Origin of the sequence: Psychrobacter cryohalolentis K5, assembly GCF_000013905.1 — a bacterium.
GTDB lineage: Bacteria > Pseudomonadota > Gammaproteobacteria > Pseudomonadales > Moraxellaceae > Psychrobacter > Psychrobacter cryohalolentis.
In genome coordinates this window covers 1,305,722-1,326,496 of record NC_007969.1, presented here as the reverse complement: position 1 = coordinate 1,326,496, position 20,775 = coordinate 1,305,722, and the positions used below count along the sequence as shown (strand labels likewise).

At 42.3% G+C, this 20,775-nt stretch carries 17 protein-coding genes; 3 read left to right on the top strand and 14 right to left on the bottom strand.

What is annotated here, in order from left to right; translation table 11 throughout:
- Nucleotides 1-16 precede the first annotated feature (16 nt).
- From PCRYO_RS05665 to PCRYO_RS05625, 9 genes are all read right to left on the bottom strand, one after another.
- Nucleotides 17-1,051 (bottom strand): quinone-dependent dihydroorotate dehydrogenase, encoded by a 1,035-nt coding sequence (locus tag PCRYO_RS05665; protein WP_011513438.1) that lies wholly within the window; start codon nucleotides 1,049-1,051, stop codon nucleotides 17-19.
- Between the two features lie 336 nt (nucleotides 1,052-1,387).
- Complete coding sequence (locus tag PCRYO_RS05660; protein ID WP_226939338.1) at nucleotides 1,388-1,789, bottom strand: DUF4870 family protein; 402 nt, start codon at nucleotides 1,787-1,789, stop codon at nucleotides 1,388-1,390.
- A gap of 268 nt (nucleotides 1,790-2,057) precedes the next feature.
- Nucleotides 2,058-2,621, bottom strand: a complete 564-nt coding sequence (gspM, locus tag PCRYO_RS05655) for a type II secretion system protein GspM (RefSeq protein WP_226939337.1) — start codon at nucleotides 2,619-2,621, stop codon at nucleotides 2,058-2,060.
- The gene (gene gspL, locus PCRYO_RS05650) at nucleotides 2,621-3,919 is read right to left on the bottom strand and encodes a type II secretion system protein GspL (RefSeq protein ID WP_011513435.1); all 1,299 of its coding nucleotides are present in this window, start codon (nucleotides 3,917-3,919) and stop codon (nucleotides 2,621-2,623) included. The genes gspM and gspL overlap by 1 nt, the downstream gene beginning before the upstream one ends.
- Nucleotides 3,920-4,036: 117 nt before the next feature.
- The gene (gene sixA, locus PCRYO_RS05645) at nucleotides 4,037-4,495 is read right to left on the bottom strand and encodes a phosphohistidine phosphatase SixA (RefSeq protein ID WP_011513434.1); all 459 of its coding nucleotides are present in this window, start codon (nucleotides 4,493-4,495) and stop codon (nucleotides 4,037-4,039) included.
- 99 nt (nucleotides 4,496-4,594) lie between these two features.
- Complete coding sequence (locus PCRYO_RS05640) at nucleotides 4,595-5,890, bottom strand: NAD(P)H-dependent glycerol-3-phosphate dehydrogenase (protein WP_041753072.1); 1,296 nt, start codon at nucleotides 5,888-5,890, stop codon at nucleotides 4,595-4,597.
- Between the two features lie 198 nt (nucleotides 5,891-6,088).
- Nucleotides 6,089-6,748, bottom strand: a complete 660-nt coding sequence (locus tag PCRYO_RS05635; protein WP_011513432.1) for a nitroreductase family protein — start codon at nucleotides 6,746-6,748, stop codon at nucleotides 6,089-6,091.
- Between the two features lie 182 nt (nucleotides 6,749-6,930).
- Nucleotides 6,931-8,037: a cell division protein ZapE gene (gene zapE, locus PCRYO_RS05630; RefSeq protein ID WP_041753069.1), complete on the bottom strand. Its 1,107-nt coding sequence runs from the start codon at nucleotides 8,035-8,037 to the stop codon at nucleotides 6,931-6,933.
- A gap of 243 nt (nucleotides 8,038-8,280) precedes the next feature.
- Nucleotides 8,281-8,940, bottom strand: a complete 660-nt coding sequence (locus PCRYO_RS05625) for an alpha/beta hydrolase (protein ID WP_011513430.1) — start codon at nucleotides 8,938-8,940, stop codon at nucleotides 8,281-8,283.
- A 367-nt stretch (nucleotides 8,941-9,307) separates the two neighbouring features.
- Here PCRYO_RS05625 and PCRYO_RS05620 point away from each other — a divergent pair, with 367 nt between their 5' ends.
- From PCRYO_RS05620 to xseB, 3 genes are all read left to right on the top strand, one after another.
- Entirely contained in the window at nucleotides 9,308-9,676 is a 369-nt protein-coding gene (locus PCRYO_RS05620) for a hypothetical protein (protein ID WP_011513429.1), read from the top strand.
- 199 nt (nucleotides 9,677-9,875) lie between these two features.
- Nucleotides 9,876-11,420, top strand: coding sequence for an exodeoxyribonuclease VII large subunit (gene xseA / locus PCRYO_RS05615; protein WP_011513428.1), 1,545 nt, complete (start codon nucleotides 9,876-9,878; stop codon nucleotides 11,418-11,420).
- A 58-nt stretch (nucleotides 11,421-11,478) separates the two neighbouring features.
- Nucleotides 11,479-11,724, top strand: coding sequence for an exodeoxyribonuclease VII small subunit (gene xseB, locus PCRYO_RS05610; RefSeq protein WP_011513427.1), 246 nt, complete (start codon nucleotides 11,479-11,481; stop codon nucleotides 11,722-11,724).
- A 39-nt stretch (nucleotides 11,725-11,763) separates the two neighbouring features.
- On the opposite strand, the gene pncB is transcribed toward xseB, so the two are convergent.
- The 5 genes from pncB to PCRYO_RS05585 form a co-directional block, all read right to left on the bottom strand.
- Nucleotides 11,764-13,014 carry a nicotinate phosphoribosyltransferase gene (pncB, locus tag PCRYO_RS05605; RefSeq protein WP_011513426.1) on the bottom strand — a complete coding sequence of 417 codons (1,251 nt, stop codon included), beginning with the start codon at nucleotides 13,012-13,014 and terminating at the stop codon, nucleotides 11,764-11,766.
- A 406-nt stretch (nucleotides 13,015-13,420) separates the two neighbouring features.
- The gene (gene msrAB, locus PCRYO_RS05600) at nucleotides 13,421-15,256 is read right to left on the bottom strand and encodes a bifunctional peptide-methionine (S)-S-oxide reductase MsrA/peptide-methionine (R)-S-oxide reductase MsrB (RefSeq protein WP_011513425.1); all 1,836 of its coding nucleotides are present in this window, start codon (nucleotides 15,254-15,256) and stop codon (nucleotides 13,421-13,423) included.
- A 605-nt stretch (nucleotides 15,257-15,861) separates the two neighbouring features.
- Nucleotides 15,862-16,776 carry an ATP-binding cassette domain-containing protein gene (locus PCRYO_RS05595; RefSeq protein ID WP_011513424.1) on the bottom strand — a complete coding sequence of 305 codons (915 nt, stop codon included), beginning with the start codon at nucleotides 16,774-16,776 and terminating at the stop codon, nucleotides 15,862-15,864.
- Between the two features lie 109 nt (nucleotides 16,777-16,885).
- Nucleotides 16,886-18,826 carry a glycine betaine ABC transporter substrate-binding protein gene (locus PCRYO_RS05590; RefSeq protein ID WP_011513423.1) on the bottom strand — a complete coding sequence of 647 codons (1,941 nt, stop codon included), beginning with the start codon at nucleotides 18,824-18,826 and terminating at the stop codon, nucleotides 16,886-16,888.
- A 272-nt stretch (nucleotides 18,827-19,098) separates the two neighbouring features.
- The gene (locus PCRYO_RS05585) at nucleotides 19,099-20,571 is read right to left on the bottom strand and encodes a coniferyl aldehyde dehydrogenase (RefSeq protein ID WP_011513422.1); all 1,473 of its coding nucleotides are present in this window, start codon (nucleotides 20,569-20,571) and stop codon (nucleotides 19,099-19,101) included.
- Between the last annotated feature and the right edge of the window lie 204 nt (nucleotides 20,572-20,775).

The window sequence follows — 20,775 nt, the reverse complement described above, 5'->3', positions numbered from 1 at the left end:
ATCCATATAGCTACAATTAATTTTCCATTGCGTCGTAATAACCACCGATAGACTGTATACAAGACTGTACAAGCCCAGGCCCTTTATAAATAAGCCCTGAATAAAGCTGAACCATATCTGCGCCCGCTTCGATTTTCTTGACAGCTTTAGCGCCGCTATCGATACCGCCGACCCCAATCAATGCCACTTTACCATCCAGCTGATCAGAGAATTGTTGTAAAATCTGCGTACTAATGTGGCTGACCGGACGACCTGATAAACCGCCTGCTTGATCGCCATCGGGCAAATCTTCGACGCCTACGCGGCTCAATGTGGTATTGGTCGCAATCAAACCATCAATCTCGAAATCCAGCAGTTGCTGAGAGATATAATCTACCTGTATTGGATCTAAATCAGGCGCGACTTTAAGAACCAATGGCACATAAAAACCGTATTCTGTTGCCAATTGACTGTGGCGGTTTTTGATCGCATCTAACAGATGGGTTAATGCTTCTCCGCTTTGCAGGTCACGTAAATTTGCGGTATTTGGCGAAGAGATATTGACAGTGATGTAGGAAGCATGTGGGTAAACACGCTCTAAGCAGTAAACATAGTCATCAGCCGCTTTTTCAACTGGCGTTGCAGCGTTTTTACCGATATTAATGCCGATATTGCCTTTGTATTTACAGCGCTGCACATTTTCAATGAGGTAGTCGACACCTTCATTGTTAAAACCCATACGGTTAATAATGGCGTCTGCTTGTTTGAGCCTAAATAAACGTGGTCTATCATTACCGGCTTGCGGCTTTGGGGTGACCGTACCTACTTCGATAAAGCCAAAACCAAGTTCAGCTAAGGCGTCAATATAATCGCCGTTTTTATCTAGCCCAGCAGCGAGACCAACAGGATTAGAGAACTGCAAGCCCATGCAATCAGTTGGCTGCATAGATTGACCATAAACCAAACCTAAAACACGCGCTTTATGAGCTTTATCCAATAAGGATAAGGTCATTTCATGCGCGTGTTCAGGGTCCATATTAAACAAAAAAGGGCGAAGTAAGGCATAAGACATAGTAACGACAGACCCTGCTTGAAAGTGAAAATGAATAAAGAAAACCAATGTGGTCAAGCGCAGCGATTATATCAGCTTAGTCGAAATAAGACCAAAGTTTCATCAGCCAATTTTACTATAGAGAATATATAGTGAATTCAGTATTAAAACGATACAGCGGGACTGGAATAAATTTTACGCAGCCTCTGTCGGCGTAGGCACAGCACGCCAGAAAAATTTATTCCAGTTCCGCGTTGCAATATAGCGTATCTATTTTATTTGGAATCGACTATAGATAGCTACTCTCTATAGTAAGATATAGAGAGTAGCTATCTATAGTAAGATATAGCTCAATTATTAAGGGACAGGTCGACCATCCGCCAGAGCAATCCAGCCTCGCACGATACGGTATAAATGCCAAATAAAGGCAACGCCCATAATAATAAAACCAATGCTAGCCAGTAATACCGAGCCGACAGCGATATTACCGCTATCCGCCATAATACTCACGCCAAAGCTACCAAGAGCAAAAGTGATGATGCCAATACCCACGATAAACCACACAATACTGTACCAAAATGTTTTAATTTGCCAGTCAAAGTGCGTGGCAAGCCATGTTCCATCAGCATCACGACGTTTGGCATAATTCATAAAGATAGGCACAATCCATAGCAAACCGGCAGTAAAATAACTGAGTACATATAATAAATACGTAATGTGGTTATACGTTACTAAAGAGCGGCTTTGTTTATTATTCATATTATCACTCATCGGATTATTTATATGATCACCTGTCATGGCATACATAGCATATTGTGCTGATTATAAAACCCTACACATAAATGAGTCATGAATTTTAAAGTGAAACATTTGTTATAGCTATTTTATAGTGTCTAAGAAGCACTTTTTCAATAAGGTCTGCTGTATAAATGGGTTTGTTAGCATAAAAGCTACTGACTACTTTTGAGTAAACTTTATTCCCATGATGCCCATGCCCCATGCCCCATGCCCCATGCCTCTTGCCCCTTTATGATAAGGTCACGGTAGCCTGAACCTGAATCGCTTTAGTGAGTAAATCTTGCTGCATAGACAACTGAGTGAATTGCCAGCCTTGTTGTTCAAGCTTACCAAGGGCAGCACTCACCACCGCTTGACTCGGATTATTAAAGCTCAATTGTACCGTATTACCATTAGCAATCACTTGCGCATCTACAATGCCTGAGTTAGTCAACAGCGCATTGACACTACTAGTAGCAGGTATTACCTCTGCACCATCAGTAGTATTGGCAGCCGCTAACGCATTACTATCTATATTACCTGCTTGAGCACGCAACCAAAAATAATCAGCAACCTGCTCTTGGTACTCGCTTTTGCTATGATTGGCTGCCTGATGAATACTATAACCGCCATAACCGCCAATAAACAGTAGTAAAAAAGCAGACAATAATAGCAAAGCCAACTGGTCACGAGAAGACAGTGCTTGCCAGCGTACAAATAGCAGGTTTTGATAGCCTGTCATTCGCGCTGATAATGCACTTTTCTGCAGCATCGTTGTGCTACGTTTGGTACGGCGCTGTAGTATTTTCATCATTACCCTTTATTGCCGACACTGCTGTTGTTTTCTATGACATTGACCGTTACTTGACCGCTAAACTGCCCTTGCTCATTACCATTCACTTGCTCTAGTTTTGCCGTTAGACCTTGCGCGACGAGTGTAGCAGTAAACTGATCAAGACTGCCGCGATCAGGAGCAATCAACGTAAAGCTAAGTGCCGAAGGCTGCATAACCAATGCTTGCGCCTTTAATGACGACTGTTTAATCAAAGGGGATATACGCGAAAGGACTGCCATATGTGACGCGGGTGCTTGGCTATCGCTACGCAATTTTGGCTCTAATTGAACTTGTAGTTTGGTACGCGTACTGAGTGGCTCATTTGGAAACCAAGACTGATATTGTGTCGCAATCTCAGTCTTGGTCGCAGTTGTTGCCTCATTATATTGATACCACTGCACCGCATCGGTCGCCATCTGCAATACCAGTGCCGATAACGCCACCATCATCGCCACACGAAGATAAGGCGACAACTGCGAATCCATTGACTTAACAAAAAAGTTTAGCGCATGACGCTCTGCGTTATCAAGTGATTTTGGCGTCGTCACTAGTGTGGTTAATAACAGTTGATGCTCAGCTATCATGTCAGCTGTAATCGCGGTAAAGCTGCCTGCTGCTATAGAGTTTTCAATCTCAGTTCGATTAGCAAGCTCATTATCAGTCGTAATGATGTCAGAAACGTAGCCGGTATCGTAAACAGGGTCATCAATGGCAGGTACTATCAAAACCTCGCTTAAATGCGGAAAACGCTCAAAAATTAGCGGTAAATAGCTGACTGCCATACCTTGATATAAAGATTGGCGAAGCAACACAGTTTCTTTGTCTTGATATAGGGTGATTTGCTGCCCAGCCCCTTCTTCTGGTAGTGGCAATAATAGAAAATCAGGCAATAAAGCAACGATATTCATGCCAGCAAGCTTTGCGCTCTGTTGCCATAATTCGATATCAGTTTGTGCCAGCGCATATAGATGGTGCGTGTTGTTATGACTCATTTGTCGAATAGCTAATTGCTCAACAGGCGTTAAAGAAGTCTCTTCAAATAAGTACTGCTTGCCACTACTGCCTAACTGCTTAAGCTGAGTGCTGTTTAGCTCCGTATCGACTTGTAGCATATGGTTAGATGGAAAATAAAGACAAATGGCTTTTTGGCTATTTGCTTTATAGCGACTATAGATATCCTGTAGCTGCTGCCAACCCTCGACCAACTGCCAGTGTTGACTGTCTTCATGCCAGACCGCTAGTGGACTGTGCTGCGCTCTTAACCAAACATGTAACACCAAATGTGTCCTCAATTGTTAAAGCCATAATATATCAAAGCTATCGTTTAGCTAAAATGCAGATGATCTAGGACCATCAACAGCAGCACTATTATTAACCATCAATAATAACTTAGATTAATAAGGCTGATCCGGTACAAAGCGGGCAATCTCGCGTGCCATACCTGCCATCACAAAATCCATCTCAAACACACGTGCTTCTGCCAAAGAAAAAGACTCAGGATAGTCACTGGTTAGCAACCCTGCGATATAAGCAACGATAGACATATGACAAACCACCACCAGACACTTAGCTTCAATATCAGCAATCTCATTTAACGCTTGACGCGCATCGTCAGACGGCTTGAGACTGTCTTGTATGCTCGATGGAACAGTAGGCAATTGTGCCTGTAGTTCTGCCAGTGTTTGCTGTGCCCTCGCATAAGGACTGACCAAAAAATAATCGGGATGATAATGCGTAGTGATATATTTTGCGGTCTGCTTTGCTTGCTGCTGACCAAAATCCGTCAGCTGGCGGGCGCTATCGGGACGCGTCTCGTCTTCTGCTTGACCATGGCGCATCAAAATAATTTTCATAAGTTATCAGCCTTTTTTATTGTTGTTATATCGCCAGTTCAAATTATAAGTAACTCTCTTTTAGTGACACGCTATTGCTATTGCGCTAACAACCTCTTATTACTTATTACCCTGCTTACTTTTATCCTCTTTTGATTGGCTGTTTGCAGTTTGCATTTGCGCGGTCAGCGAAGCATTACTGTGGTCGTGCTCCATGACAAATTCAACATCACTACGAAAGCCTGCTTCCATCAAATGCAGGGCAACACCAAGCGCCGCTTTGTCTTCATAAATGACGGCATATAACGCATGAGTAATAGGCATATAAATGCCTTCTTTAGTGGCTTTTTCATGTACTTGCTGAATGGTATTCACACCTTCAGCAGTTTGTCCCAATTTTTTGACCGCTGCATCAATCGTCATACCACGACCAAGCATATTACCAATACGATAATTACGACTTAACTCGGAGCTACAAGTGGCATATAAATCCCCGACACCTGATAACCCTAAAAAGGTCAGCGGATTGGCACCAGCATGTACACCAAAGCGACTCATCTCTGCTAAGCCACGGGTCAATATCATCGCTTTGGTATTTTCACCAACCTCGTAAGCAGCTGCCATACCCATAGCAATGGCATAAATATTCTTTAACGCGCCGCCAAGCTCAACACCGCGGATATCATCACTAGCAAATACTCTAAAGAAAGCACTATGTAATGCCGCTTGTACGGCATGACGCAGTGGTTCAGATTCACTAGCGATTACCGTGGCAGAAGGCATGTTTTTCATAATTTCTATAGCAAGATTTGGACCAGACATCACGCCAAAATTTACTTCAGGTAGCTCGTCTTTGATGATGTCACTCATCAGAGAAAAAGTGTCTTTTTCCATCCCTTTGGTCAAAGAAACAATAGACTGCCCACTAATAAAAGGGGCGATACTTTTAAGCGTTTCGCGAAACGCCAATCCCGGTACGGCAATGAAGATAATATCCGTATCTTTGACTGCGGCTTGCAGCTCATGACTGTATTTTAGGCGGTCATCAAGCTTATAGCCTGGCAAGTATTTTTTATTCATTTGCGATTTTGCCATCGCTTTGACCGTACGCTTGTTGCGCACCCACAGCGTGGTATCGCAGCCATTGCGTGCCGCTAAGTTTGCCATGGCGGTGCCAAAGCTACCGCCGCCTAATACTACTAAACGCAGCTTGGTCGGATTTTTATGTATCTCTTCCATTTTTTTTGCTACGGCAGATTCCACCACACTTGGATTTAACTTTTTACGTCCAAGACTAGATTTGGTAGCACGCTCAATGATACCAGATAACAATTTATTTTGTTTTTCAGCTATTTTTTGCTCAGCTTGAGTGCTGTCTACGTTGGTATCTGTGCTTTTGTCATTAGCGCTTATCATATGTTTTATCCGAATTAACTGACTTTGTGATAAATTCATTTATGCTGAGTATACAGTGAGCGCAGCAAAATGTATGAACAATTATTTGTACAAATTAACAGTATTTTTTAGGCTACTAGCTCAGCCAAACAGCCATTCTCGTTAAGTCATTACTTAGCTATGCTCTTGGTTGCCCACTATATTATGCAATAAAGACTTTTATTGCTCAAAGCGCGTCAGTGGTTCAATATCAATCGGCTTGCGCGTTGGCATATCACAAGTGCTGGTGCCGGTATAAACAAAAGCCGTAACATAATCATCTGCACTTACATCGAAATATGCTTTAACAGCAGGCTCATTACAAAGTAACCCAGTACGCCATACCGTACTAAAACCTTGTGCCTTTAGCGCTAAGATGAGGTTTTGAACCACCGCACCCGCACTAAGCATCTGTTCAAAGGGTGGTACTTTTTTATGCGCTTGCATTTGTGTGACGACAGTAATAATAACGGGTGCACGTAATGGCATATTATAAGTTTTTTGCCGATCTTTTTCAGATAGGGTATCGCCTTCTTGTGCTGCTTTGGCTTCAGCTGCCACCAAAAATGCACGACCTAGCTCATGACGAGCATTACCCTGTGTGACGATAAAGCGCCATGGCTGTAGTTTCTTATGATCTGGGGCAGTCACTGCGCAATCGATAGCGGCTTTTATCTGGCTTTCTGTCGGTGCAGGGATACTCAGATTACCGATACTGCGCCTCGATTTAATCCAATTGATCAGTTGTTCATCGGTCACTTGTGAGTTGGTTACTATCGGACTTTCGGTATTATTTGGCTCATCATTATTATGGTTGTGACTCTTTTCAGAGGTACTCATGGTCTATCCTTATTCATTATTATAAGTGTTTAGCGGTTAGGCACATTTGCCTATTATAGGTAATATTATTATAGTTTTATGGGATATAAGTAGAAACAACCCAGCTGCTGCTATATTGTTATAGAGTAGCCAACAGTATTGGACAACAACTGGTTTTTAATATTTAAAGAATTGAATAAAATCTATGCTGCATCCGAATCTTCAGTACGATGCTCCATTTTCAGATAATCTTCTGACTGCATCTCAAGCAGGCGCGAACGTGTACGTTCAATCTCGAACGCCAGTTTTTGTCCTTGATATAACTCAAGAATCGGCTGTTGCGCGCGCACCAATAATTTGACACGGCGATCATAAAACTCATCAACTAAATAAATAAAACGTCGTGTTGGATCCCGCAAATCATCATCGAGCGCTGGTACGGCATTGATAAGTACGGTGCTGAACTGCTTAGCGATTTCAATAAAATCAGATGCCGACCGCGGCTCCATGCATAAATGACGGAAGTCGCAAAATAAGATGTCATCGGTACGCGCATTAATCCTGATTTCACGACCATTAACAGTGATAGGCTCATTACTGAATTTTTGATTGTTAGACAAGCTGGCAAAACGGTTGGCGAGCCAGTGATGATTGGCTTTGGTCATGGGCGACTCGTATAGCTCAGCTTGTTGCAGTACACGCAAGCGATAATCAATACCGGAGTCGATATTCATAACGCTGGTATGCTTCTCAACTTCGGCAATAGCTGGCATAAAGCGATCTCGGTGCAAGCCATCTTTATAGAGTCCAGATGGCTCAATATTTGATGTCGCTACCAAGGTAATACCGCGATTGAATAGCATGGTGAACAAATCACCCAAAATCATCGCATCAGAGACGTTAGAGACAAAAAACTCATCAAAACAGATAATCACCGCTTCAGCATAGATGATATCAGCGACTTTTTCTAACGGGTCGCTCTCGCCTTGCAGCTTATATAGCTCTTGATGTACCCGCTGCATAAAATGATGAAAATGTTGACGCATCTTGCGCTCAATGGTCAATGAATCATAAAACATGTCCATCATCCATGTTTTACCACGTCCTACCCCGCCCCACATATACAAACCTTTGGGTGCAACAGGTTTTGCTTTTAAAAAACTAAAAAAGCCTTTTTTCTGTACCGCGTTATCATTGAGCTGATGGTAAAGACCATCCAAGTAACTCATCGCCAAATACTGCTGCTCATCACGAGTAAACTCATCCGTGCTGATGGCTTGCTCATAACGCTGTAAGGGAGATAAACTCATAATACGACTCATCATTAAACAAAATAAATATCAGAATAAAGTATTAATACCGACAATCGCTACTAACTTATGATTTTTACACTGAGATAGTAGCAACTGGTTTATCAGAATGGCTTATCACAACCATTCTTTAGGTTAACACAGCTTAAGGTTGTAAAAATAATCCGTTAACTCTTAACAATACTGATTAGCGCAAAGCTATTTTAGGTAGCTTAAAGAGTATCAAGCGATCTGTAGCTAATACTATATGTCGCCGTTATACGTATGCTGCTCCAAAAGCTTTTTCAGCTCAGACAAGCGCCCATGGAAAAAGTGTCCTGCGCCATCAACAACGCTCACAGGAATGCCCAGTCGATCAGCAAATTCTTGCATATTATCAGGGTCGATGACTTCATCTGCATTACCATAAATCTCAAAGGTTTTATCAGCAGGTAAGTCTATATCACTGCTGTCATTTTTTTCGACTGAGGGAGCAATGAGAGCAATCTTAGATATTTCAAAATCATCCAGTCCCCATATATGAGGTGATACCAATACTTGCTCAGCCACACGCGCTGTCACATAACCACCAAAAGAGAAGCCGCCAAGCCACAATTTGCGTGCCGGAGTTTGCTCAGCAATCCATTGTAGCACGGTCATTGCATCAACTACTTCCCCATCAGCATAATCATGCTCACCGGTCGATTGTCCAACACCACGAAAGTTAAAACGTACCACGTGCATACCATTATCACGAGCAAAGCGGTACATGGTCGTCACCACTTTATTATTCATCGTGCCATCGAACAACGGATTGGGATGGCAAAGCAGCGCAACGGTATCCGTATTTGGATCATTAGAATTGTCTTGTTGCCAAAGCGCGTCAACTTCTAACACGCCAGCAGGAGCGGGAATCAATTGCATATAATACTTATTAGTTAAGAATGAATAGCTCAATTATCCTAGATATGGTTTATATTTCAAGTGATTTGCTGTGTATTGCCGCTATCTGTCGAATTTTTACTATTAATCATAGAAAATTGTCAAAAAAATATAGCAGACAGATATTGCTTCAGACAGACATTACTTATGACTTTTGGGCAAACTTAGCGCACCTTTATAGCTGTCTATTTCGGTAGGTAATACAAGCGCAATATCGAACACAATAACCGTCTAGACACTCAATATATCAATAGGGTAAATTCATCGTTTGATAAAAGCTTTAACGTATTTGTGTGTCACTTTTAAGTTCATGCTTTCATTTTTACTTTATCGGAATTAGGAAATACTTATGAAGACTTTTAATAAAACGGCTACCTTAGCAGCCACCTTAGTCGCTGCCCTCACTTTGAGTGCCTGTCAAACCACGCCTTCATCGCCCGTTATTCAACGTGCCAACTCTATTTATGAAACAACTGGTATTGCCAAGACCAAGATAAAAGCTCAGCAAAACGCACTAGATAGTGCTAAGACTACTTGCCGAGGCAAACAAGTAATTATCGTTGAGGATCAAGTGAAATATAATGGCATCTTAAATGAGAGTACAGGGCGTATGATTGGTCAAGCGAGTGCCGTGCTCGGTACTATTCTTGGCACAGGCTCACCAAATTTATCACGTGATGATGACTATGAGTATATGATCAGTTTCCGCTGTCAGTAGGTTATGTCATAAAGCTGCAGTTATATATGTAGTGTATTAGCGATAACTTAAAGCCAATAAGCTTGCGATAAAGATATAATATCAATCGCTGCTTGTTGGCTTTGCTTTTTGTGTAGAGGCTTTTAGGTTAAACTACCTTATCTTATCTTTTACCTCACCTAGCTGGTCTCTAAGCCCTCACTATCTTTGGTCTATTATTATGCGCAAACCCAACCTGTCAAATACCAAGCAAATTAAAGTATTAGCGCCTGCCAAAGATTTAGCGACCTTGGAGGCGGAATTGGCAGAACAAGAAAACAGTGTAGAAAATAACTTAGAAGATACTGTCCTGCGCCTTAGTGATTACTTATCAGCGGTCGATATGGTGATCAAGCAAACTTTTAATCACCGTGTTTGGGTCAAAGCTGAGATACGAAATTTATCTAGCAAAGGTGGGCATTATTATTTTGAATTGGCAGAAAAAGATGACGACGGCAAAGTCATTGCCAGCTGCCGTGGTAACCTTTGGCGCTTTAAAGCGGCGCGGGTTTTAGCCAAGTTTGAGCGCGCAACGGGTATGCCACTGGATCGCGATTTGACGGTTTTATTAAAGGTATCGGCAGGTTTCCATGCGCAATACGGCTTCTCTCTCACCATTGAAGATATTGACCCAAGCTATACGTTAGGCGATTTAGCGCGTCAATATGCTGAGATGGTTGACCGCTTGGCAGGTGAAGGATTATTAAACCTGAATCAGCAGTTGCCAACTCCGTTTGATATCGAGCAGGTGTTGGTCATCGCTCCTGAAAAAGCCGCAGGGCTAGGCGATTTTCAAGCGGACGCCAACAGACTCGCTAGTACAGGCGCTTGTCATTTCCATTATCATAACGCCACTTTTCAAGGTAATCATGCCCCAGCGGAGATTCGTCAAGCAATCATCAGTGCTCAGCAGCAATTTGAAAATACTTATCAGCGCCTTCCAGATTTATTAGTAATTATCCGTGGTGGCGGCGCTGTTGGTGATTTGGCTTACCTTAATGATTATGAGCTTGCTGCTTTAGTCGCTGAGCAACCTGTCCCTGTTTGGGTTGGGATTGGTCATGAGCGTGACAAAGTTATCTTAGATGAAGTGGCTCATACTAGCTTTGATACGCCATCAAAAGTCATTGCGGCTATCATGGCACATTTAGCACAGCTGGTCACTCAGACACTGCAATATCAAATGCAAATCAAACAAGCAGCGCAGCGTCAATTAAATACCGCTGAACAACAAACTGCGCGCCAATTGAGCCAAATACAATCGCAAACCATTGGTCAATTAACGGCACTACAAAAAGACAGTGCTTATGCGTGGCGTAGTATCCAACAAAGTGCACATCGTCAAGTGAAACAAGCTGCCAGACAAGCAAGCGAGCTGCATATACAGACTCAAGCCTCTGCTTATCAACAACTTTCACTCGCCTCTACTTATAGTAAAAATCATCAGAAAATTATTATGCAAAGTGCTCAGCAGCAGTTAATACAAGCGCAGCGTGATAGCGCACATCTGCGTGATATTGTACTCTTGCATCGACCGTCTCGCGTGCTTAAGCAAGGCTATAGCATGCTGACTGATGAACAGGACCAACGAATACTGACCAGTAGCAACCAGCTTTACCCGGAGCAGACCATTCATATCGTCCTAAAAGACGGTAAAGCAAAAGCACAAATCATTGACATTAAAATGGATAAGAAGCCCACAGAATTTACAGAAGCTTCCACTTAACCCCATAATAATATTTCACGATTATTTATTACTTTTACTTTAGATATTAGGAAACCTTATGACTACCCCTATACGTAAACGCAAAAAAGCCGCCCCAAAAACTTTTAAGGCGGCCTACGATATCTTAAAAACCAATGCTGCTGAATTGCAGCAACAAGATGAGCCTGATATTGATAATCTCATGACCACTGTTGAAGAATCGATTGCCGCTTATCACATTTGCGAGACTCGTATTAACGCAGTACAACAAGCTTTAGATGCCGCATTCTCTGAAGAAAACAAAACGGTTGCAAGCGAGAGCTAAATAGCCGTTTTGTCGTGCCTAAATGGCTTTTAATGAAAGCTATTCAGGCTCGTCAACTTCAAACACTTGGCGCAGATAGGCAAGATAGGTATCATTATTGATCATTGTCTTGCCTGGACTATCAGACAGTTTAGCCACTGGCTGACCGTTGCATTCAACCAATTTCAGAACAATATTCAATGGCGTGATGCCCATATCGTTGGTGAGATTGGTGCCAATACCAAAGCTGGTTTTGATTTGACCTTTAAAATACTGATGCAAATCCCACGCCTTATTCAGATCCAAGCCATCACTAAAAGTTAACACTTTGGTTCTTGGATCTATTTTTAGCTTTTGATAATGAGCAATCGCCTTATCACCCCAAAGATACGGGTCGCCGCTATCATGACGCAGACCATCAAAAAGCTTGGCAAAATACAAGTCAAAATCGCGTAAGAAAGCATCCATGCCGACGACGTCAGTCAGCGCAATACCCAAATCACCGCGGTATTCATGTACCCAAGCTTCAAGTGCGGCTTTTTGTGAGTCACGTAAGCGCACATCCAGTGCCTGAAATGCCTGCATAAACTCATGTGCCATCGTACCAATGGGCGTCATGCCAAGATTTTTTGCCAAATAAACGTTGGACGTGCCGCCCACTATATTTGGCTCAGCTTTGTGCAAAGTCTCAACCACATGAGCTTGCCAGTCTTTATTAAACCGTCTACGTGTACCAAAATCAGCAACGATAAAAGGAGGAATATCACGGCTATTGCCTGCTTGTTCGGCAGCATAACGATGTAACAACTCCACTTTCTTCTCTAAGCGGCGCTGCCCTTCTTCAAGCACACTTGCATCCGTTAATACTTTAAAATATAGCTCGTTGACAATGGCTAGTACGAATACTTCGAAGAACATCGCCTGAATCATCGGACCTTCGATATCGATAAATAGGCGACCTTTGTCATCGGTAGTCACCGTGATAAAACGACGTTTTAATTTAAATAATTCCAAGTAATCAACGAAGTCTGAACGCATAAAGCGCAAGCCACGTAAGTATTCTAGTTCATCTTCTAAAAATCGCAATTCACATAAGCTGTCTAGTTGCTGCTCTAATTGCTCTTTGATATCAGAAAGTGGATAAGCGGCATCTTTGTTATTACGGCAGCGAAAGCGGTAGACACCATGGGTCTGAGGAAACTGATGTAGCATGGCTTGTAGCATCGTAAATTTGTACAAGTCGTTATCAAGTAACGAGGTAATAATAGGCTCAAAAGTAGTAGAAGTATGGGTAATATGGGTAACGGTCATGTTACAGCCTTAAATACAAAAATGAAAAATCGCTAAACGAAGCAATCGACAAATAGATGGACATAACGATATAGTCAATGAAAAGTAATATCGACACATTATGTACTGCTGGTATCAATTTTTCTTGCTTGCTGTGCCTACGCAGACAGAGGCTGCAAAAAATTTGTACCAGCAGTACCGTAGCGTTTCTAGAGTATTTTGACTATATATATTACTGATATAACAATCATAAGCGTCTGAGTATAACGAAATTTAGGTTATTTTTCAGAGTTCACTATGGATTGCAGCAAAATTACTACGATTCATAGCAGTATTCATCACATGATTAGCCGCCTATCACCTATAAAAAAGACGCTAAGAATACTCTTAACGTCTTTTTTATAAAATTATTAAACCATGTTATTTACTAAGGTTTCGCAGGTTTGACCAGTTTGACCAATGGCGCATAGCCTGACTGAGGCATCACACTGACTGGGATAAACTGCAATGCCCCGCCATTGATGCAATAACGCAGACCGCCACGGTCTTTTGGACCATCAGGGAACACATGACCCAGATGCGAATCCGCCACTCGTGAACGAATCTCAGTACGTACCATATTAAATGCCGTATCGTCATGCTGAGTAATCACTTGCTTATCAATTGGCTTGGTAAAACTTGGCCAACCGCAGCCTGAGGCATATTTATCGGTTGATAAGAATAAAGGCTCACCGCTGACCACATCGACATAGACACCGGGTGCAAACAAGTTATCATATTCATGACTGAACGCCCGCTCAGTGCCTGCATCTTGAGTAATATCATATTGCGCTTTGGTCAAAGTATTTTTTAGCGCGCCTTTATCAAACCCAGCATAACGCTTAGGATCTAACGTCTCAGCGACAGTAGTTACTGGTGCAAGCTTAGTACGTGCCGTGTCTTCAGGCTTGTCATCAGCAAGGCTTAAATCAACATGGCAATAGCCATTCGGATTTTTCGCTAGATAATCTTGATGATACATCTCAGCTAAGTAAAAGTTGTCCAATATTTTGTTTTCAACGACTACCTTTTGCTTATATTGGCTTTGTACACGCTTAATTGCAGCATCAACTACCGCTTTATCTGCTTTGTCCCTGTAATAAACGCCTGAACGATACTGTACACCGCGATCATTACCTTGCTTGTTTAAGCTGGTTGGATCAACCACGCGGAAATAGTATTTTAAAATCGTATCAAGATCCGTTTTATCAGCATCATAAGTGACTTTGACTGCTTCGGCATGCCCTGAACCACGGATTACTTGCTCATAGCTTGGGTTGACTGTGTCGCCATTGGCATAACCTGATACAGCATCTACGACACCGTCGACTCGCTCCATATAGGCTTCTACGCCCCAGAAACAGCCACCTGCTAGATAGATTGAGCGGGTATTAATCGCCTTACCTTTGTCATTATAATAAACGCCATCATTTTGCTTAATAGTCTCAATTTTACTGTTGTTATCTAATGTTTGTACATTTGCAGGCTTAGCACTACCAGCTTTGAGTTCAGCAAAATCATTACTGGCATTCTCAGCAAGGGCATAGGCTTGCTCTGCTGACATATTACCTTTGACCAAATGCACCAAATTACCGTTTTTATCGAGTATTGCCCAGCTTGGATAAACCTGTACGCCAAGCGTATTAATCAGCTCACCTGAGGCATCAATCAATACGGGAAGCTTAGGGTAATCGGCTTGCACGCCAGCATACCAAGTGCTGAATTCGCCATCGGCTTTTTCATTCAGATGACCGGGACTTGCCACAGTGACGACATTTAAACCAGAAAATTTAGAATCCGTGCGCCATTCTTCAGTTTCTGCTAGAGTCCCTAAGCATAATGGGCACCAGCTCGCCCAAAACTTAACCAAGGTGGGTTTATTAGGGTCAATCACAGCAGCGCCATTTTTGCCCAAACCTTTAGTCAACTGCGGCAATGCTTGCATTGTTTTGAGCATATCGGATGGCAACATATCACGTGAGCTTTTTACCCCGCTATTTTGCTTGCTTGTGCTACTACTGACGTTATTCTCTGCACTACTCATCTGTCCACACGCTACCAATATACCGGCACTCAAGACCGTCGTGACACCAAACGCACTGATATTCTTTAACCAATGTGACACCGCATGCGGTGAGACTGTCGCTAAATCATTAGCGTTCTTATTTTCATGACTATTAGTATTATGATTATTCGCGTCATGATGGTTTTTTTTATGTGGCATGAGAGATCCTTTTGACGAAGTCTTACGACCATAAGCTAAAGGTTATAGGGCAGCTTATGATCTTCTTGCGCTATTAGTTAAAGTGAATGAGTAAAGGTTTTGGAGCGATAAACATACTGTAAAAGGGTGAGTCAGGCTTAGTAAAAGCTATAAGACAAAATATAAATAGAGTGTGAGGCTAGAGTTGAAACCTAATGCTGTATCTGTATCTGTATCTGTATCTGTACCTGTACCTGTACCTATAGTGGCTTTAGCTTAGATAAAGATATGACATGCTTTAAATATGACTTCCATATTAGACTATCTTAATAGTATATACTGATAATGGAGTTTTCTTTAATAGTAAAAGAGATGCTGCTACACTTTTTTAACAGCATGGAAATAGTAGAGTGATAGATTACTTTAGCAAAAACCTACCTTTTAGAAAATAATAACGATGACATAAGTCGCTATATAGTCAGTTCAAAATAAAAGCGATACGATTGTAATAACGTGCTATTGGCTATAATTTTTTCTTGCTTGCTATTCGCAGGCGTGACAGAGGCTGCAAAAAATTTATAGCCAATAGCACTGTATCGCTTTTAAAATGAATCGACTATATACACCTAGTGCTTAGCACCCATAAATCTAGCTACATATTCGTCAGTGGGATTATGACGTAAGTCGCTTGGTGTGCCTGTTTGCACCAAACGTCCACCATTCAAAATACTAATACGCTGACCTACCTTGATAGCTTCATCAATATCATGGGTGATAAACACGATCGTCTTATTCAATCGTGCTTGTAGCTCTAATAATTGATCCTGTAGTTGAGCGCGAATCAAAGGATCGAGCGCCGAAAAGGCTTCATCCATGAGCAATATAGGATTGTCCATTGCCAAAGCACGTGCCAGCCCAACGCGTTGCTGCATGCCACCTGACAGCTCATCGGGATAGCTACGCTCTAGATTGGATAGACCAACTTCATTCAGCCAGTGCCGAGCCACCTCATGACGCTCCTTGATACTCATTTTTCGCACCCGCAAGCCATAGGCGACGTTTTGAATGACGGTCATATGAGGTACCAGACCAAAATGCTGAAATACCATACTGACCGTTTGCTGACGATAGTGCTGAAGCTCTTTATCATTGAGCGCTAAGATATTAATAGCAGAAGATGGTTCTCCTTTCTCTATTGGCAAGGCATCTTTATTTGTAACTACTGAGTTAGATACTATTTTATTCACAGAGTTTTTAGCATTGATATCTGTATTTACCAATATCTTGCCACTGGTTGGATCAATCAGACGATTGATATGACGTATCAAGGTTGACTTGCCGGAGCCTGACAACCCCATAATACAATGCAGCTCGCCTGCTTTGACCGCCAAATTAATATCATAAAGCCCGACCGAATAGCCGGTTTGCTCTTTTACCGCAATACTATCCATACCCTCAGCCAGCAATGCCAATGCCATTTTTGCTTGTGCGTGACTGGCGTTATATATCTTACTGATATTTTCTAGCTGAATATGATTCATTGTCGTTCTCTTTGTTTTTATTTTTAGAATTGTTATCTATTAAGATTGATTGATGTAGTTGAGTTATTTTAAAACCGACACAAGGCATTATTATGTCTGCAAATAATCGTTAACCAATCGGGCGTCTACCAGCTTCAATGGTTTTTTGGCGCGCACGCTTACCTTGCCCAAACGCCTGAGTAATGCGGTCAATGATAATCGCCACAATGACAATCGCCGTACCTGCTTGTAAGCCTTGGCCAATATTGAGCGTTTGAATAGATTGCAATACATCTTCACCAAGACCTGGCGCTCCGATCATGGACGCCAATACCACCATAGACAGTGACATCATGACGGCTTGATTCACCCCTGCCATGATACTGGGCAGCGCTTGTGGTAGCTTAATCCAAATAAGCAATTGCAGATGCGTACTGCCAAACGAGCGTCCTGCTTCCACCATTTCATGATTCACTTGAGTAATACCCAAGGTCGTCAGACGAATAAGCGGCGGTAATGCATAAATAATGGTGGCAAACAGCGCTGGCACTTTACCAATACCAAATAGCATCAGTACCGGTATCAGATAAACAAAGCTTGGCATGGTTTGCATCACATCTAATACAGGCGTCACAATCTTACGCAATAGCTTACTTCCTGACATGGCAATGCCGATAGGAATACCAATAACCACCGTTACCCATACTGAAACGATGAGCAATGCCAAGGTATCAATCAATGCGCCCCATAAACCAAATGCCCCAATCAAGAACAACCCAGCACCACATGCTAAGGCAAACCAAATTTTACGTACAGCAAACCATGCCAATACCGTCACAAGGGCAATAATTAGCCATGGTGGGATAAGCGTTAATAGGCGCTCAATAGGAAGCAATAAATACGTTAAGGCGACGGTACTGATCGTACGGAATACGTCGCCATGATTGCGAACGACGCTGGCTAAGGTGTTATTCAGTGGAGATTCAAGTGACCATGAAGGGAAGATAGATGATAGGTCTGCTAGGTTCGTGCTAGAAGCTGTATTATCAGTCACGATAGTAGCGCCTGTTAGACTAATACCTAATTTAGCTGCAAGGTTGGTAGCTGCCTCGTCCGATAACCACTGCTGCCAAACTTGGGGGTTATCACGCAGAAAAACAAAGGCTTGCTCCTCCCCGCTACGTTTGCTTTCACTCATCTCTAAAATAGCACCATTAAGCTCAGCGGGGCTAAATTGGATTTTTTTGAAAACATCTGCAAGCTCAGGATTGGCATTGATAAACGGGGTAGATACAGCGATACCTAAAGGCGATACAGGAAATCCAGACACGCAATCAGCTGTGCCATCAGCAAGTAATAAGTCTTGCCAGCAGGCATCATCATGGGCTGGAAATTCTAATGCGGCAAAATCGTATTTTGCCATCAAACCTGTCGGCTGCCAGTAATAAAATAAGAGTGGCTTATGCTGCTCAAAAGCAGAGGCAATTTCGGCATCAAGGGCTGCGCCTGTGCCGGGATGAGCATTGTTAAAATCACTCTCCAAGCCAGTATTTTTCAGCAATCGCGTATTAAAAATCTCACACGTCCAACCAGATGGACAGTTCATAAAGCGTGATTTACTAGGGTTTTCAGGGTCTTTAAACAGCTCAGCGTATTTAGGCAGATCTTGATAACGGCGTAGACCCGGGTTTTCGTCCAGTACATATTTAGGAACATACCAACCTTGAGTTGCACCGCCCTTAAGCGTGTCACCAATAACAGCGACTTTATTCTGCTCAATAGCTTGTGTCATGATGGGTGAGCGCCCTACCCACTGCTCTCCAATGATTTGGATATCATCTTGCGACAATGCCGTTTCAAGTGCAGGACCTGCTCCCGGCACCTCCTCTACCTGACAGCCATAGCCGCTCTCAATGATATATTTTAATACACCGCTTGTGAACTGACCACTCTCCCATGTCAATGCCCCAAATTTAATCGGTGCTTGGCATGTTGGCACAGCAGCTGATACTGGCAAAGACAGTAAAAGCGAGCTTACAAGCAATAAGCTAAATGCAATCCATTGGCGCACGGCGTTATCCTATTTATTATCTTTATTATCTTTATTATGAAAGCGGCTGTCATTAGCCTTACCTGAGCAATTAATAAGCCTATCATCTACTACTGATTTTTATCTAAAACAAACAAAACTATCGTTTAGTGTTACCACAAAGTGTAGCGATTTATAACACTGATAACAAATGATTCTTTAGACAAAAAAAATAGCACCTACCGTAGTAGATGCTATTGATGGATAAATGTGAATAAATACTATCTATTCAATAAGGCAACTATTTTAAACTACTATTTCAAAAACAGTGCCATTGCCTTTTTAAATAATCCACCATAGGGCGGTAACAATATATTTAGCCCATTCAATTTGGATTGTACAAAGATAGGTTTCATATGGCTCAAACGATCAAATCCAGCTTTACCATGGTAAGCGCCTGTACCTGAATCGCCAACACCGCCAAACGGCAAGTCATGCTGCGCTACATGCATAATCACTTCGTTGATACATAGTCCGCCCGATACCGTATTGGTGCGTACTTTATCGATATCACGGCTATTATCACCGAAGACATATAGCGCTAACGGTCGTGGACGGGCGTTAATAAATGCAATCGCATTATCAAGAGTGTCATAGTGCATGAGCGGTAAAACGGGTGCAAATATCTCGTTTTGCATCAAATCACTCTCAGGCGCAGGCTCGCTGACAATAACCGGTGGCATGAGACGCGTTTCAAGATTAGACGTCGCATCAGTGAGTCTATATACACCTTCACTGGATAAATTCTCTAAATAGCCTTTAACACGCTTGAACTGCTGAACATTAATAATGCGCGAGTAATCAGGATTGCTTTCAATATTGGGATAGTGTTTCTCCATCCACTCTCTTGCCAGATGCACAAATTCATCATGATGTTGGCGCTGAATCAGTACATAGTCAGGCGCGATACACGTTTGACCAGCATTTAAGGTCTTACCCATCATCACGCGATTGACAGCATTTTCTAAGTTAGCACCCTCTAGTACTATGACTGGTGACTTGCCACCGAGCTCAAGCGTGACCGGTGTTAGATTGGGTGCTGCCGCTGCCATTACCTTTTTACCAACAGCAGTAGAGCCAGTATAGAGCAGGTGATCAAAAGGCAGCTCACTAAAAGCCGCTGCAATCTCAACTTCACCGATGACCACACAAACCATATCTGCTGAAAAATAACGTGAAATGGTTTCTGCAAACGTTTGCGCAAATTGCGGCGCCGCTTCACTCATTTTAACCATGATGCGGTTACCAGCGGTAATCGCGTCAATCATCGGTCCTATCGCCAAGAATAAAGGATAGTTCCAAGGTACCATGATACCAACCACACCTAATGGCTGTGGCAAAATCTCATTATGGGCTGGCATATATAGTGCTGAAATCGATACTCGCTGCGCCTTCATCCACCTCTTACCGTGCTTTTTGGCATGACTGATACCCGTAAAGCTCGGAAACAGCTCGGCAAATTGAGTTTCTGATTCACTACGATAGCCAAAATCAGCACTGATAGCATTAGCAAGTAGCTGTTGATTGTCACTCAGCATTAGCTCTAGATTATCGAGTTGGTCTCTACGCGTTGCCCAATCATTGATAGGCTGAGTACGGCTTAGATTTTGCATGCGTGAAAACTGTGACTGCATATCTGCTACGGTTTTGATAATACTAAGCCCTTCGTGCTCATCGTATTTAGGATGCATCGCTTGAACCTGATTGTTTTGATCGCTGTCTGTCATATATCTTCCTTGTCGTATACGTGAGAGTCAGCACGTTTTGTCAAATTTAAGACTCTATAGCTATTATTAGACACTAAGAATCACTGATATCACTCTATTATCCTCATAAAAGCGTTATCTATGCAAAAAAGTCTAGTAGTGAATAAGGCTAAAACATCATTTTCTTAGATATTACTTTTGTTTAGTACCATTTAATGTAGCCCA